This is a genomic window from Thiobacillus sp. SCN 63-57 (assembly GCF_001725555.1).
GTDB lineage: Bacteria > Pseudomonadota > Gammaproteobacteria > Burkholderiales > Thiobacillaceae > Thiobacillus.
In genome coordinates, this window is record NZ_MEGP01000016.1 from 1 (window position 1) to 15,170 (window position 15,170).

General features: G+C 62.3%; 15 protein-coding genes. 9 read left to right on the top strand and 6 right to left on the bottom strand.

What is annotated here, in order from left to right; translation table 11 throughout:
* Positions 1-211 (top strand): DsrE/DsrF/DrsH-like family protein (locus ABT23_RS07105; RefSeq protein WP_296633173.1); only part of this gene is annotated, 211 nt, incomplete at its 5' end.
* Between the two features lie 209 nt (positions 212-420).
* Entirely contained in the window at positions 421-1,716 is a 1,296-nt protein-coding gene (locus ABT23_RS07110) for an outer membrane protein transport protein (protein ID WP_296633179.1), read from the top strand.
* A gap of 103 nt (positions 1,717-1,819) precedes the next feature.
* On the opposite strand, the gene ABT23_RS07115 is transcribed toward ABT23_RS07110, so the two are convergent.
* The 4 genes from ABT23_RS07115 to ABT23_RS07130 all read right to left on the bottom strand — a co-directional run bounded on the left by ABT23_RS07115 (position 1,820) and on the right by ABT23_RS07130 (position 7,081).
* Positions 1,820-4,558 (bottom strand): valine--tRNA ligase, encoded by a 2,739-nt coding sequence (locus ABT23_RS07115; protein WP_296633181.1) that lies wholly within the window; start codon positions 4,556-4,558, stop codon positions 1,820-1,822.
* Between the two features lie 91 nt (positions 4,559-4,649).
* Entirely contained in the window at positions 4,650-5,120 is a 471-nt protein-coding gene (locus ABT23_RS07120; RefSeq protein WP_296633184.1) for a hypothetical protein, read from the bottom strand.
* Positions 5,121-5,130: 10 nt separating this feature from the next.
* The gene (locus tag ABT23_RS07125; protein WP_296633186.1) at positions 5,131-5,559 is read right to left on the bottom strand and encodes a DNA polymerase III subunit chi; all 429 of its coding nucleotides are present in this window, start codon (positions 5,557-5,559) and stop codon (positions 5,131-5,133) included.
* 10 nt (positions 5,560-5,569) lie between these two features.
* The gene (locus ABT23_RS07130; protein ID WP_296633189.1) at positions 5,570-7,081 is read right to left on the bottom strand and encodes a leucyl aminopeptidase; all 1,512 of its coding nucleotides are present in this window, start codon (positions 7,079-7,081) and stop codon (positions 5,570-5,572) included.
* 162 nt (positions 7,082-7,243) lie between these two features.
* On the opposite strand from ABT23_RS07130, the gene lptF reads away from it, so the two are divergent.
* From lptF to ABT23_RS07145, 3 genes are read left to right on the top strand one after another with little or no spacing between them, the layout of a single operon-like run.
* Positions 7,244-8,323: an LPS export ABC transporter permease LptF gene (gene lptF, locus ABT23_RS07135; protein ID WP_296633192.1), complete on the top strand. Its 1,080-nt coding sequence runs from the start codon at positions 7,244-7,246 to the stop codon at positions 8,321-8,323.
* Entirely contained in the window at positions 8,320-9,393 is a 1,074-nt protein-coding gene (lptG, locus tag ABT23_RS07140) for an LPS export ABC transporter permease LptG (RefSeq protein ID WP_296633194.1), read from the top strand. The genes lptF and lptG overlap by 4 nt, the downstream gene beginning before the upstream one ends.
* 5 nt (positions 9,394-9,398) lie before the next feature.
* Positions 9,399-10,184, top strand: coding sequence for a ferritin-like domain-containing protein (locus ABT23_RS07145; RefSeq protein WP_296633195.1), 786 nt, complete (start codon positions 9,399-9,401; stop codon positions 10,182-10,184).
* 3 nt (positions 10,185-10,187) lie between these two features.
* On the opposite strand, the gene ABT23_RS07150 is transcribed toward ABT23_RS07145, so the two are convergent.
* Both ABT23_RS07150 and ABT23_RS07155 read right to left on the bottom strand, forming a co-directional pair.
* Positions 10,188-10,658, bottom strand: coding sequence for a hypothetical protein (locus tag ABT23_RS07150; RefSeq protein ID WP_296633198.1), 471 nt, complete (start codon positions 10,656-10,658; stop codon positions 10,188-10,190).
* Positions 10,655-11,773, bottom strand: a complete 1,119-nt coding sequence (locus ABT23_RS07155; protein ID WP_296633200.1) for a cupin domain-containing protein — start codon at positions 11,771-11,773, stop codon at positions 10,655-10,657. The genes ABT23_RS07150 and ABT23_RS07155 overlap by 4 nt, the downstream gene beginning before the upstream one ends.
* 75 nt (positions 11,774-11,848) lie before the next feature.
* On the opposite strand from ABT23_RS07155, the gene ABT23_RS07160 reads away from it, so the two are divergent.
* From ABT23_RS07160 to tilS, 4 genes are all read left to right on the top strand, one after another.
* Complete coding sequence (locus tag ABT23_RS07160) at positions 11,849-12,313, top strand: peroxiredoxin (protein ID WP_296633202.1); 465 nt, start codon at positions 11,849-11,851, stop codon at positions 12,311-12,313.
* Complete coding sequence (locus tag ABT23_RS07165) at positions 12,310-12,792, top strand: peptidylprolyl isomerase (RefSeq protein WP_296633204.1); 483 nt, start codon at positions 12,310-12,312, stop codon at positions 12,790-12,792. The genes ABT23_RS07160 and ABT23_RS07165 overlap by 4 nt, the downstream gene beginning before the upstream one ends.
* Positions 12,793-12,883: 91 nt before the next feature.
* A complete protein-coding gene (locus ABT23_RS07170; RefSeq protein ID WP_296633207.1) occupies positions 12,884-13,852 on the top strand; it encodes an acetyl-CoA carboxylase carboxyltransferase subunit alpha in 969 nt (322 codons plus the stop codon).
* A gap of 16 nt (positions 13,853-13,868) precedes the next feature.
* Positions 13,869-15,164 carry a tRNA lysidine(34) synthetase TilS gene (gene tilS / locus ABT23_RS07175; protein ID WP_296633209.1) on the top strand — a complete coding sequence of 432 codons (1,296 nt, stop codon included), beginning with the start codon at positions 13,869-13,871 and terminating at the stop codon, positions 15,162-15,164.
* The last annotated feature ends 6 nt before the right edge of the window (positions 15,165-15,170 follow it).

The following is a 15,170-nucleotide window of genomic DNA, read 5'->3' on the forward strand; positions in this document are numbered from 1 at the left end:
GATGAAGCAGACCATCGCCAACAATGGCGTGGCGACCATCCCTGACCTGCGCGAGCTGTGCCAGGAAGCCGAAGTCAAATTCCTCGCCTGCCAGATGACCGTCGAACTGTTCGGCTTCGAACATTCCGACTTCATCGACGGCCTTGAGTACGGCGGTGCGGCGACCTTCTTCGAATTTGCCGGCGAAACCGACATCTGCCTGTTCATTTAAGAAACAGTCGCTGAAGCAGCATTCCCGCATCATGAAAAAGAGCCGAATCCATTCGGCTCTTTTTTTATGTGTCTTTTGTACCACATTCGGTACAGATTGTTCAGTGGGCTGCGCTGGCTGGCTTGTCTAAGCCCCAGTGCACGCGTAGCCTTCAAGTCAGGCCATTCAATATGGCTGATCCGTAATAACTTTGCCCCTAGGAGACAATAATGAAGTTCACCCGCGTATTCGCATTCATGGCTTTGGCCGGTCTGGCCGGCAGCGCCTATGCCACCAATGGCTATTTTTCGCACGGTTACGGCATGAAGGCCAAAGGCATGGGTGGCGCAGCCACGGCCATGTCCGACGATGCCTTCGGCGGCGCGAACAACCCGGCCTCGATGGCGTTTGTCGGTAACCGCCTTGATTTGGGCGCGGATCTGTTCAGTCCTCGGCGTGAAGCCAGCCGCACGGGACTGGGGCCGTTTGATGGTTCGGTCGATAGCGATTCCAAATACTTCATCGTCCCGGAGTTCGGCTACAACCATATGTACGCTCCCGATCTGGCGTTGGGCGTGACGGTATATGGCAACGGCGGCATGAATAGTAATTATGCCCCTGGCCAAACGGATTTGGGCATCTGTGCTGGTGGCGCTGCTAATGGACAACCTGGTAACCTGCTGTGTGGCCAAGGCAAACTTGGAGTTGACCTGATGCAACTGATCGTTGCGCCGACCGCCGCGTACAAAATTGCACCCAATCACTCCATTGGCATTTCGCCGCTGATCGGCTACCAGCGTTTCAAGGCAGAGGGGCTACACGCCTTTGCAGGGGCTTCTTCTGATTCGGCCAATCTGACCAACCGTGGTTATGACGATTCGTTTGGTTACGGTGTGCGTATTGGCTATATGGGCAAAATCTCCCCGACCGTGACCATTGGCGCGGCCTATGCTTCGAAGATGAAATTCGACGAATTCTCCAAGTACAAAGGCTTGTTTGCGGAGCAGGGTGGCTTTGACATTCCCGAGAACTACAACCTAGGCGTGGCTTGGCAGGCAACCCCTTTGTTCTTGGTTGCGCTGGATTATCAGCGCATTAACTATTCCGGTGTGAACTCGATCAACAATCCCAGTGCCAATGCCTTCATTCCGGCTCCTCTTGGCGCCGACAACGGCCCCGGATTTGGGTGGCAGGATATTGACGTATGGAAACTGGGTGTTGAATACAAATACTCTCAGCAACTGACCCTGCGTGCGGGCTACAACCATGGTGATAATCCCATCCAGGCAAGTGATGTGACCTTTAACATTCTGGCGCCGGGCGTGGTCAAGGATCACGCTACCCTAGGCTTAACCTACACGCTGGCTTCGGGCAACGAGTTGACCGTGGCTTATATGCATGCATTCAAGAATGATGTGACGGGAACCTCGATACTTCCGGCTTTCAGCGGAAATCCTCCGTCCGGAACAGAAAAAATCCAGATGTATCAGAACTCCTTGGGTATCCAATACAGCTGGAAGATGTAATTCCCAGCGGTTGGGAAGGCTGATCAAGGCCGGGGTTTCGACCCCGGCTTTTTTATACGGGTTTAAGACGGCGTGAGGTGTGGGAAAATTGAGCAGCAGGTAATCAATTCAGCCGTGCATGCTGCGCCTCCAGCTTCTGCAACATGGCCGCAAAATCGGCCAGCCGGGCCTGTTCCTGCTGCACCACGGCAGCGGGAGCCTTGTCGACAAAGCTGGGGTTGGCAAGCTTGGTTTCGGCTTTCCTGATTTCGCCCTGGATACGGGCGATTTCCTTGGCGAGGCGGGCGCGTTCTTCGTCCTTGTCGATTTCCACCACCAGCATTAGTCGCATGTCGCCGACCAGCGCGACAGGGGCGTCGGCTTCCGGCAGCGCGGTCACCGCGCTGACTTCGCTAAGTTTGCCCAGCGCAACAATGTAGGGGGCGAGCGCGTTGATCACGCCGGCATCGCCTTCGATTACCAGCGGCACGCGCTGGGCGGGTGACAGGTTCATTTCTCCGCGCAGGGTGCGGCAGCCATTGACCAGTTCCTTCAGCAGCTGGATGCGCACTAAGCTGTCGGGGTGGCGCTGTGATTCGTCGATCTGCGGATACGGTGCGAGCATGATGCTTTCGCCGCCCACGCCAGCCAGCGGCGCGACTTTCTGCCACAGTTCCTCGGTGATGAAAGGAATGATGGGGTGGGCGAGCCGCAGCGTGGTTTCGAGTACCGTGGCGAGAGTGCGGCGGGTGGCGCGCTGTTGCTCGGGCGTACCGCTGTTCAGCTGTACCTTGGCGAGTTCCAGATACCAGTCACAGTATTCGTCCCACACGAATTCGTAGATGGCGCGCGCGGCCTGGTCGAAGCGGTAGGCGGCGAAGGCCTCGTGCACGTCGCCGATGGCCTGTTGCAGGCGTGCGGCGATCCAGCGGTCGGCATCGGAGAAATCCATCGGCTGGTCGGCATCCTGCCCGCAGTCGTGGCCTTCCAGGTTCATCAGCGCGAAACGGGTGGCGTTCCACAGCTTGTTGCAGAAATTGCGGTAGCCCTCGGCGCGCTGCAGATCGAACTTGATGTCGCGGCCGTGCGTGGCGAGGCTCGCGAAGGTGAAGCGTAGCGCATCGGTGCCGTAGGCCGCGATGCCATCGGGGAACTCCTTGCGGGTGCGTTTCTCGATGCTGGCGGCCTGCTTGGGGTTCATCAGGCCCTGGGTGCGCTTGGCGACGAGGTCGCCCACCGCAATGCCGTCGATGAGGTCGATCGGGTCGAGCACGTTGCCCTTCGACTTGCTCATTTTCTGGCCTTCGGAGTCGCGCACCAGGCCGGTGACGTACACCTCGCGGAACGGGACCTTGCCGGTAAGGTGCTTTGACATCATCACCATGCGGGCAACCCAGAAGAAGATGATGTCGAAGCCGGTGACCAGCACCGAAGTCGGCAGGTAGCGCTCCAGTTCCGGCGTCTGCTCGGGCCAGCCCAGGGTCGAGAAGGGCCATAGTGCGGAGGAGAACCAGGTGTCGAGTACGTCATTGTCCTGCGTCAGTTCGCGGCCGCCGGCCTGCTTCCTCGCATCTTCCTCCGTGTGCGCGACGTAGAACTCGCCGTCGGCGTCGTACCACGCCGGGATGCGGTGGCCCCACCACAACTGGCGCGAGACGCACCAGTCCTGGATGTTTTCCAGCCACTGCCGGTAAGTGGTGGTCCAGTTTTCCGGCACGAATTTCAGTTCGCCGGAGTCGACCGCGGCGAGCCCTTGCTTGGCCAGGCCTTCCATGCTCATGAACCACTGGTCGGTGAGCATCGGCTCGATCACCGCGTGGGTGCGGTCGCCGCGCGGGATCATCAGCTTGTGCGGCTTGGCCGAGACTAGCAGGCCTTTCGTCTGCAGTGCGTCGAGCAGTTTCTGGCGCGCGTCGTAACGGTCGAGCTCCTGGTATTCGGCGGGGCAGAACTCGTTCATTTTGGCGTCGAGCGTCAGCACGCTGATCGCCATGAGCTTGTGGCGTTGCCCGACCTGCCAGTCGTTGAAGTCGTGCGCAGGGGTGATCTTGACCACGCCGGTGCCGAACTCGCGATCGACGTATTCGTCCGCGATGACGGGGATGCTGCGTTCGGCGATCGGTAGACGGACGTGCTTGCCGATCAGATGCGCGTAGCGTGCATCCTCTGGATGCACGGCGACGGCGGTGTCGCCGAGCAGGGTTTCCGGGCGGGTGGTGGCGACGGTCAGGAAGCCAGAGCCGTCCTCTAGCGGATAGTTGATCTCCCAGATGAAGCCGTCTTCCTCAGCGCTGACGACCTCAAGGTCGGACACCGCCGTTCCGAGTACCGGATCCCAGTTCACCAGCCGCTTGCCGCGGTAGATCAGGCCTTCGCGATAGAGCCGCACGAAGACTTCGGTGACCGCCTTCGACAGCCCGGCATCCATGGTGAAGCGTTCGCGGCACCAGTCGGGACTGGTGCCGAGCCGGCGCATCTGCCGCGTGATGGTGGAGCCGGAATGCGCTTTCCATTCCCAGACTTTTTCGAGGAATTTTTCGCGTCCGAGGTCGTGGCGCGAGATGTTCTGCGCATCGAGCTGGCGCTCCACTACGATCTGCGTGGCGATGCCTGCATGGTCGGTGCCAGGCTGCCACAGGGTATTGTCGCCCGCCATGCGGTGGTAGCGGGTGAGGGCGTCCATCAGGGTGTGCTGGAAAGCATGGCCCATGTGCAGCGTGCCGGTGACATTCGGCGGCGGGAGCATGATGCAGTAGGCGGGAGCGTCGGGCGTGTCGCCGGCCTTGAAATAGCCGGCGCTTTCCCACTGGGCGTACCAGCGTTTTTCGATATCGGCCGGTTCGAAGGATTTGGCGAGTTCCATGGCGTGCGGGCAAAGCCGTGATTATCCCAAAAAAGCCTTGGGACAAGTTACGACCGCCCGGGATTAATTCAACGACGCAATGGGCGCTAGGCTATCGGCTTGATGGGTCGCGCGGCTGCTTGAGTTTCTCGGCGACGGCGTCCCGCACGATTTCCCGGACATTGACGTCGAGCTGGCTGAGCAGGCTCGACACGGTCTGGTCGATGTTCTTGCGCAGTTCGGCGGCGACCTGTTTCTCCATGACCTCGGACAGTCTGGGCGCCAGTTCGCTCATCAATTGCTCGGCCAGCGTGTCGCTTACAGCAGAAGGCAGGGGCTCGGCAGCGGGCGTTTCGGCTTGAATGGACGGTGAAGCGGGTGAGGGGAGCGGGCTTGCAGGCGGGGCGGCAGGTTCAGGGGGGGTTCCACGTTCGATCACGTGGGTGAGCACAGGCAGCCAGGCGTCGGGTGGCGTAGCCTGCGCGCAAGGCCCCGGCGGTTCGGTTGCCGCCTCGCCCTCGGCGCCGCCGCGATGCTTTTTCAGCAGCGCATCCATCTTGTTCAACAAGGGGCTGTCGCTCATGGGGAACCTCCTAGCCGGCGGGCTGACGCAGGTCGTGTGTTTTCAAGGCATAGCCGCGCGTCTGATAGAAACGGTAACGGGCGCGGCCCTGTTCGCGTCCGCTTTCGTCCTGACCGATGATTTCGACCAGCCGCTCGAAGCGGGCAAAGGCGGGAGGCTGTTCGTGATGCAGGTTGATCATCACGTCTGCCTGGCGCAAGGCATCGGCGTCGGCGCCAATCAGTATTGGCGTTTCGCTTGCCAACGCGTCGCTGTCGCGGCAGTGCGGCACAAATCCCAGCGCAGGCGTCGTCCATAACAGGCGGTCGATGGCATCGGCCACCGCCGCGTCCGGCGCGTAGATCATCACCTGCCTGCCCTGGCCGAGCGCCTTGGTGGCGACGCGGCGGGCGACGTCAAGGGGGTTGTCGGCAAACGTGTAGAAGGTGATTTCGGTCACTGCGGGCAGCTTATTTCTGGGCGCGGTTCAGAAGGAAATGCACCAGCAGCGACACCGGCCGTCCGGTCGAGCCTTTTTCACGGCCGCCCTTGTAGGCGGTGCCGGCGATGTCGAGGTGCGCCCAGTGATATTTCTTGGTGAAGCGCGACAGGAAGCAGGCTGCGGTGATCGAGCCGGCCGGGCGGCCGCCGATGTTGGCCATGTCGGCCAGGCTGCTCTTCAGTTGCTCTTGATAGTCGTCCCATAGCGGCATGCGCCAGACGCGGTCCCAGGCATGGTCGGCGGCGTGCTCGATTTCGCGCGCCAGCGGGTCGTGGTTGCTGTAGAGCGCACTCGGGTGGGCGCCGAGCGCGATCACGCAGGCACCGGTGAGCGTGGCCAGGTCGACCACGGCGTCGGGTTCGAAGCGTTCGGCATAGGTCAGCGCATCGCACAGGATCAGGCGGCCTTCGGCATCGGTGTTGAGGATTTCGATGGTTTGGCCGGACATCGAGGTGACGATGTCGCCGGGTTTGTTGGCGTTGGCATCCGGCATGTTTTCGCAGGCCGGGATGAGGCCGACGACGTTGAGCGGCAGGCCCAGTTCGCCGATGGCGCGGAAGGCGCCGATGACTGCGCCGCCGCCGCTCATGTCGTAGTTCATCTCGTCCATCTCGGCGGGGGGTTTGAGCGAAATGCCGCCGGCGTCGAAGGTGACTGCCTTGCCGACCAGTACTACGGGCCTGTCGCCCTTGGCACCGCCTTCGTGTTTCAGCACGATGAAACGCGGCGGTTTGTCGCTGCCCTTGCCGACTGACAGGAAGGAGCCCATGCCCAGTTTTTCGCAGGCGGCATAATCGAGAATCTCGCAGCCGAAACCGTGGGCTTTCGCCATCTTCTTCGCTTCGCCGGCCAGATATTCCGGCGTGCAGATATTGGAAGGTGTATTGCCAAGATCCTTGGCCAGGCCGATGCCATGGGCGATGGCCAGCCCGCGCGCAAGTCCGGTCTCGCCGTATTTCAACTCGCCGCGCCGCGACACGGCAAAAATGACACGTTTGAGCGGGCGGCGCGTCTCGCTGGACTTGCTCTTCATGTGATCGAAGCGATACAAGGCATCGTGGGCGCTGACCACGGCCTGTTCGACGTTCCAGGTGACGTCGCGTTTCTTCACCGGGATTTCGCTGAGTGTGATGGTGGCTTCCATCGACCCGGTATCACGCAGCGTTCGCACCGCGCAGGCGATGGCGTCGCGGTAGCCCTTTTCATGGAAGTCGCGTTCCTTGCCAAGTCCGACAAGCAGGACACGGTCGGCCAGGATGTTGGGTACCCGGTGCAACAGCAGCGTGCTACCGGCCTTGCCTTCCATGTCGCCGCCGCGCAGGATGTCCGACAGATAGCCGTCGCTGGCACGGTCGACGTCGATACCCGGTCCTGACAGCTTGCGACTTTCGAACACGCCGACGACGACGCAGGCCGTGCGCTGTTTTTCGGGGGCGCCGCTTTTTATGCTAAATTCGAGTTCGATTTCCTTGTTTTCCATGTCCGTGCTCAAAAAAATACAATTTGTCCCTGCGCCGCCGTCAGGCGTAGCCAGTTGGAGTGTCGCGCCGAAATTCGGCGTTGCCCATTGGGCGATTATTGGCGCGGGCGCGGTGGAATGTCAAAAGCCCGTTCATTTTGTGAACGGTTTCCGGCCATCCCCATGCTCTATCGCCGCGCGCTGACCCGTGAGATGGCGCTCACCACCGGCGCCGTGCTGACGGTGCTGGTCGCGATCGCGCTGGTCGTGTTGTTCATCCGCCTGCTCGGCGACGTGGCGCGCGGCGAACTTGCCAACGAGGCGGTTTTTTCCTTTCTCGGCTTTTCGCTGCTGTTCTTCCTGCCGGTATTGATGACGATCGCCCTGTTTGCCGGTGTGCTGCTGCCCTTGTCGCGTATGTGGCGGGACAGCGAAATGGTGATCTGGTTCAATGCAGGCCTGTCGCTGACGCAATGGATGCGGCCGGTGCTGGCGTTCGCCGTGCCGTTCTCGCTGGTCATCCTGTTGATTACGCTGGTGATCAATCCGTGGGCACAGACCAAAAAAATTGAGTATCGCCAGGACCTGCGCAGTCGCAGCGAAAGTTCGCTGATCGCCCCCGGCATGTTTGCCGAATCCACCGCCGGCCAGCGCGTTTATTACGTGGAGTCGCTGAATCCGCTGACCGGCATTGTGCGCAACGTCTTCATGCAGTCGCGCATCGACGGCCAGCTCGGCCTAGTGGTGGCGCGCGAGGGGAGTCACACGGAAATGCCTGACGGTTCACGTTATCTGGTGTTCAAGGATGGACGCCGATATGAGGGAACGCCCGGCAAACTCGATTACCGCATTGTGCAATTCGAGCGCTACTGGATGCGGCTCGACCCGGTTCCCGTGAACGGCAAGGAAACCGGCATCCGCCAGGCGCCCCTGAACGAATTGCTGGCCGACAAGACGCCACCGGCGCGGGCCGAACTGCTGTGGCGGGTAGGGGTGCCCGTGTCTGCACTCATCCTTGCCGTCATGGCCATTCCGCTCAGTTTCGTCAACACGCGGGCACGCCGTTCCTACGGGCTGATGACCGCGTTGCTGCTGTACTTTGTCTACAACAACCTGCTGTCCTTGACGCAGGCCTGGGTGGCCCAGGACAAACTCAACCCCTGGGGGGGGATGGTGGCGTCTCATCTGGTGATGCTGTTCGCCGTGGCCGCCCTGTTCTGGCTGCGAACCCGTCAATTTGCGCCGCGCGGGAGGCGTGCATGAGGCTGCTCGCGCGCTACCTGGGCGGGCAGGTCCTGCTTGCCTCGGCCTTCGTGCTGCTGGCGCTCCTGGTGCTGTTTGCGTTTTTCGACGTGATCCAGGAACTGGGTGCGCTGGGCCGCAACAATTACGGTCTCGGCCAGGCGGCTGTGGTGGTGATGCTCAACGTTCCCGGGCATCTGTATGAAATCCTGCCGGTGGCTGCGTTGATTGGTACCCTGTTCACGTTGTCGCGCCTGGTGGGCAATTCCGAATATGCGGTGATGCGCGTATCGGGCCTCTCCAACTGGCGTGTGGCCGGTTATTTCAGCGCGATCGGCGTGCTGCTGTCGCTGCTGGTGCTGATCATTGGCGAGTATGTCGCGCCGTGGTCGGAGCAGGCGGCGCAACGCTACAAATTGCTGGCCACCCATTCCGTCGTGGCGCAGCAGTTCCGTTCCGGCCTGTGGGTCAAGGATCGCAGCGCGTTCATCAATGTGCGCGAAGTGATGCCGGACAACACTTTGCGCGATATCGAGATTTACGGCTTCGACGCAGACGGTCGCCTCGGCTGGATCCGTGCGGCCCAGGAGGCCCACTGGCGCGGCGGCCAGACCTGGGACCTGCAGCAGGTAGTGGAAACCCGGTTCGACGCCGACGGTATTCATGCGATCCGGAATGCGCACCTGAACTGGCAGTCGGTGCTCACCCCGGACATCCTCAGCGTGCTGCTGATCGCACCGGAACAGATGTCGGCACGTACCCTGTGGCGCTATGTTGCGCATCTCAAGGAAAACGGCCAGAAGGCCACGCGCTATGAACTGGCCTTGTGGTCGAAGTTCGTCGGGCCCTTCGTCATCCCGATCATGATGCTGATCGCCATGCCGTTTGCGATCCAGGGGCCGCGTTCCGGCGGTACCAGCAGCAAGATTTTCATCGGGATTCTGGCCGGACTCGGTTTTCATCTGCTGAGCCGGCTGTTCGGCCATCTCGGTTTGCTGAACGACTGGCCGGTTGTCGTGGTATCGATTCTGCCCTTGCTGATTTTCCTGACCATCGCGCTGATGGGCATCCGGTGGGTGGATCGGCGCTAGATTCGTTGCCTCGGCGTGTGGCCGCGTGTCTGCACGCCCGCCTGCCGGGGGACAAAACATGCTGTGTGCACGCGTTGTGGGCCGACTGGCGGGCGGGCCGGGTCGATCTTGCGGCCGGGACGCCACGCGTTCCCATCGACCAGCCCGGACAGCCTGACAAACCCGAGCGGGTCGCGCCGCACCAGGTGCCGCGGCGCCGTACCGACACGCTGGCTGGCCGGGCGGCGCTCATCCATGCGCTGGCGCATATCGAATTCAATGCCATCAATCTGGCGCTCGATGCGGCGCACCGCTTTGCCGGCATGCCGCCGACGTATTACGCCGACTGGCTTTCGGTCGCGGACGAGGAAGCGCTGCATTTCGAACTGTTGAGTGCGCATCTGGCGACGCTGGGGTTTGCCTACGGGGATTTCCCGGCGCATAACGGCCTGTGGGACATGGCACTGAAAACCGCACACGACCCGCTGGTGCGCATGGCACTGGTGCCGCGCGTGCTGGAGGCACGCGGGCTCGATACCACGCCGTTGATCGTCGACAAGCTGAAGGCCGCGCACGACACGCGCATGGTCGAGATTCTCGCTGTCATCGAGCGCGACGAGATCGGCCATGTCGCCATCGGCAGCCGTTGGTTCAACTGGCTGTGCGTAGCGCGCGGACTGGAGTCCGAAGCGACGTTCCGCCAGTTGCTGGTGGATTACGATGCGCCGCCCCTGAAGCCACCGTTCAATCTGGCGGCGCGCCGCCAAGCCGGCTTCAGCAAGCCCGAGCTGGACTGGCTGAGCGGGCTCTAGGGTTCACAAACCCAGCATCGTCGCCGACACGCTGGCCGGTGCGCGCTGCCACATCCCCTCGAAGCTTTGGTGCAGCGCCGTTGCACTGCCGGGCTCGTCCAGGTGCAGGGTGCCATGCACTACGGACTTGTCGGCGCGTAGCAGCACGCCGTGACGGTCCGCCAGCACAAACGCCTGGTCGGGACGGGGCGCGTCGGGGTCGGCCTGGCGGATTTCGAGGACATGGCCGAAATCCCGTAGCAGCAGTATCAGGCGGGGGTGGTCCCGTGCGACGCGGCTGATGTCGTCGAGCAGCAGTTCGATGCGGCGCCCGCCGCCTGCCACGCAGAGTGCGCGCAATGTGGCGAGCCGTGACGCGTCGTCGAGGTCCAGCAGGCTCAGGTCATGGTCGTACACGCGCAACTGGCGGTGCGTCGCGGCCACCAGCGTGTCGAATGCGGCACGGAATTCGGCAGGGGTTTCAAGGACGTTCATGGGGTGTCGGTCTCCAGCCAGCCAGCTTCATACCAGTCGTACAAACGTTCGCGCAGGGGGGCAGGCACGGGCGGCGCGAGATGGCGCTGGTCGGCCAGTTGCTTCAGTGCGGCGGTCTCGCCGGCTGCAGGCGTGAAAGCCTCGCCGTTGATGAAAAAGCGCTTTCCGGTGAACAGCAGACGCGATTTGGGATTGAGCGCGACGCCATGCTTGTTCGTGTATTTGTTGAAGGCGCTCCGGTTGAGCGGCGTGTCCGGCGCATCGAAAAAAACATTCGGCTTGGGTTCGGACAGGTAGCGCCCGGCGAACTCGGCGATGTCGCGCTTGCTCCATTTGATTTTGGCGATCATGTCCTCGATCTGGCTCAGCATCGCGCGGCCGATTTCACCGGGATGGGCTTGCAGGCGCAGATCGGGGTCGGCATAACGGCCCTCAAGCGCGATCGTGTCCTGCAGATGCATCAGAAAGCCGTGGGCCATTTCTTCGGTAGTGGGTGCGCGAAAGCCGATCGAATAGGTCATGCATTCGTCCTCGGCGACGCCGTAATGCGCGACATGCGGCGGCAGATAGAGCATGTCGCCGGGGCCGAGCACCCATTCGTCTTCCGCCTCGAAACGCCGGAGGATTTTCAGCGGCACGTCGTCCAGGATCGTCAGGTCGGACTGCGTGCTGATCCGCCAACGGCGGTGGCCTTGCCCCTGCAGCAGGAAGACGTCGTAGGAATCGAAATGCGGCCCCACGCTGCCGCCGGACACGGCGTAGCTCACCATCAGGTCGTCGAGGCGGGCATGCGGGATGAAGTTGAAGCATGCCAGCAAGGCGTCAGCTGCGGGCAGGAGGTGATTGAGCGACTGTACCAGCAGCGTCCAGTCGGTCTTGGGCAGGCGCTTGAAATCGCGTTTGCTGAACGGGCCGTGGTCGAGCTGCCAGTGCGTGCCGCTGCCCTGGACCAACCGCGATTCCACATCGTCGCGGGCGGCCAGTTGCTGCATCTCGCCGGGAGACAAGAGGCCGGTGAAGCCGGGTACGGCGTTGCGGATCAGGAGCGGACGCTTGTGCCAGACATCGCGCAGGAAACGGGTGGGGCTCAAGCCACCGAGCAAGGCAGTCATCATGGACGCGATTATAGCGATGCGGCACCTGCAGGGCTGTTAGAATGCTGCCGGAAAGATACTAAGGCGGAGTAACCCATGCTGAAAGCAGGAGATCGGGCGCCGGACTTTTCCAACCCCGACGCGGACATGAACATCGTCGAGTTGTCCCAGTTCCGGGGCAAGACGCTGGTGCTGTATTTCTATGTGCGCGACGATACACCGGGCTGCACGACTGAAGCGATCGAGTTTTCCGAACTGGAAGACGCGTTCTCCAAATTGGGTGCCGCCGTACTCGGCGTTTCGCGCGACGATTGCATCAAGCATGGCGAGTTTCGCGACAAGCACGGCATCAGCGTGAGGCTGCTGGCCGACAAGGAGCAGGCCACCTGTACGGCATATGGCGTGCTGCAGGACAAGGAAGTGGATGGCGTCATGCGCAAGAGCATGGTTCGCTCCACCTTCATCATCGACAAACAGGGCGTCATCCGTCACGCACTGTATGGCGTTTCCAGCCGCGGCCATGCGGCGGAAGTGCTCCAACTGGTAAAGGAACTCAAGTGAATATTGGCAAGGATACCGTGGTCACCATCACCTATATCGTCAAGGATATGGACGGCAAGCTGCTGGAGGAGAGCGACGAGCCGGTCAGCTATCTGCACGGTGGCTACGACAACATTTTCCCGTTGGTGGAACAGGCGCTGGAAGGCAAGGCCGTCGGCGAGACCGTCGACCTCAAGTTGCAGCCGGCCGATGCATTCGGCGAATTCGAGGAAGATCTGGTGCGGCTGGAACCGCGTGAGTCATTTCCTGCCGACATCGAGGTCGGCATGCAGTTCGTCGGTTCACCAGTCGACGGCAGCGAGGAAATGCTCTACACCGTAACCGATGTTGCCGAAGACAAGGTGGTGGTCGACGGCAATCATCCCTACGCCGGCCAGGCCGTGCATTTTCAGTGCGTCGTGGCCGACGTGCGTGCGGCGACGGCGGACGAAGTCGCCCATCGTCACGCGCACGGTGCGCACGGCCATCACCATCATTAAGCCACATGGCGCCGAATCGGATGGTAAAAGGCGTCGGGCTGCTAAAATGCCCGGCTGACCTGTTTTTGTGACAGTTTGATAAAGACCACCGATGAAAACCACTTTCCTCGATTTCGAGCAGCCGATTGCGGAGCTCGAAGCCAAGATCGAAGAACTACGCTTTGTGCAGGATGACTCCGCGCTGGATATTTCGGAAGAAATCCGCCGCCTGCAGAAGAAGAGCCAGACGCTCACCAAGGACATCTACGCCAAGCTCAATGCCTGGCAGGTGTCGCAGGTGGCGCGCCATCCGCAGCGCCCGTATACGCTGGACTATGTGCAGGGGCTGTTCACCGATTTCGTCGAACTGCACGGCGATCGTGCCTATGCCGACGATGCCGCGATCGTCGGTGGCATGGCTCGCTTCAACGGCGAACCGGTGATGGTGATCGGCCACCAGAAGGGCCGCGACACCAAGGAAAAGATCTACCGCAATTTTGGCATGCCGCGTCCCGAGGGCTACCGCAAGGCGCTGCGGTTGATGCGCCTCGCCGAAAAGTTCGGCCTGCCGATCTTCACCTTCATCGACACGCCGGGAGCCTATCCCGGCATCGGCGCTGAGGAACGCGGGCAATCCGAGGCGATCGCGCGCAATCTCTATGTGATGGCCGAGCTGAAGACGCCGATCGTGTGCACCATCGTCGGCGAAGGCGGTTCGGGCGGCGCGCTGGCGATCGGCGTCGGCGACCGCATGCTGATCCTGCAGTACTCCACCTATTCGGTGATCTCGCCGGAAGGCTGCGCCTCGATCCTGTGGAAGAGCGCCGACAAGGCCTCGGTTGCTGCCGAAACTCTGGGCATCACCGCCGATCGCCTGAAAGCCAACGGGCTGGTCGACCGCATCGTCGAAGAGCCGCTGGGAGGCGCGCAGCGCGACTGGGACGCCATGTTCCAGGCGATGCGCCGCGCACTGACCGATACGCTCGCCGAATTGCGCAAACAGTCGCTCGACGCCCTGTTGGATACGCGTTACCAGCGTCTGCGGGCGTATGGAAGCTTCAAGGAAACCCCCGCCAAATAAGGCGATCATTGCAGAGGTGGCGGACGTGCTTGGCCGCCACGCTCCTCCGCATGCACGGCTGACGCTGGCCCTGTCGGGCGGGCTCGATTCTGTCACCCTGCTGCATGCCCTGCTGACGTTGCGCGACCTCCATCCATTCGAACTGCAGGCGGTGCACGTGCACCATGGCCTGTCGCCCCATGCGGACGACTGGGCTGATTTCTGCGACCGGCTATGTGCAACGCACGCAGTTGAACTGGCCGTCCATCGTGTGCAGATCGCACGCGACGATCCGGCCGGCATCGAAGCGGCTGCGCGGCGGGAACGTCAACGCATCTTTGCTGCGTTGGATGTGGATTTTCTCCTCACGGCACACCATCAGGACGATCAGGCCGAGACACTTCTACTGCAATTGCTGCGTGGCGCCGGGCCGAAAGGGCTGGCGGCCATGGCCGAACGGCAAGGCCAGCCTGGCTGGCACGCAACCCAATTGCGGCCGTTGCTGTCCATTCCTCGCGCCGAGTTGTTGCGTACCGCGCGGGAGCAGGGCCTTGCTTGGATCGACGACGAAAGTAACCGGGACACCCGATATCGCCGCAACGCGCTACGTCAGCAGGTGATGCCGTTGCTGGCGCAGCATTTTCCCGGCGCCGGCCGCACCTTGGCACGTGCGGCCGCGCTGCAGGCCGATGCCGCAGAATTACTGGACGATCTGGCACGGCTGGATGCAGGTGCGGCCATCGCCGGCGACCGTCTCGACTGTGCCGCGCTGGCGCGCCTCTCGACTGTGCGGGCCCGCAACCTGCTGCGCCACTTCATCGAGCAGCACGGCCAGCCCATGCCCAGCCTGCGCCGGCTCGATGAGGCCCTGCACCAGTTGCGGGATGCGCATGAGGATGCGCGGGTGCGCGTCAATCTGGGACAGGTGGAGTTGTGGCGCTACCGCGGCGGGGCCTATCTGGTGGCGCCGTTGCCGCGCTGGACGGAGCCGATACGCTGGCAGGGCGAGGCGGCAATCTGGGTGCCGGCCGCCGGGGTCAGCGTGCGGATGGACCGGGCGAGCGGAACGGGGCTCCGGCAGACGGCGCTGGCCGCAGGCGACGTCACGCTTGGTGTACGGGCGGGCGGTGAGCACCTCAGGCTTCACGCCGGCGGTCCTCGGCGCAGCCTGAAGAACCTGTTGCAGGAACACGGGATCCCGCCCTGGCAGCGGGCACGCATGCCGCTGATGTGGTGCGACGGCCGATTGGTGTGGGCGGCGGGAATCGGCTTTGACGCCGACCTGGGGGCCGCGCCGGGTGAGGCGGGGCTGCTGCCGCACGTCGAACCCTGACGAGCC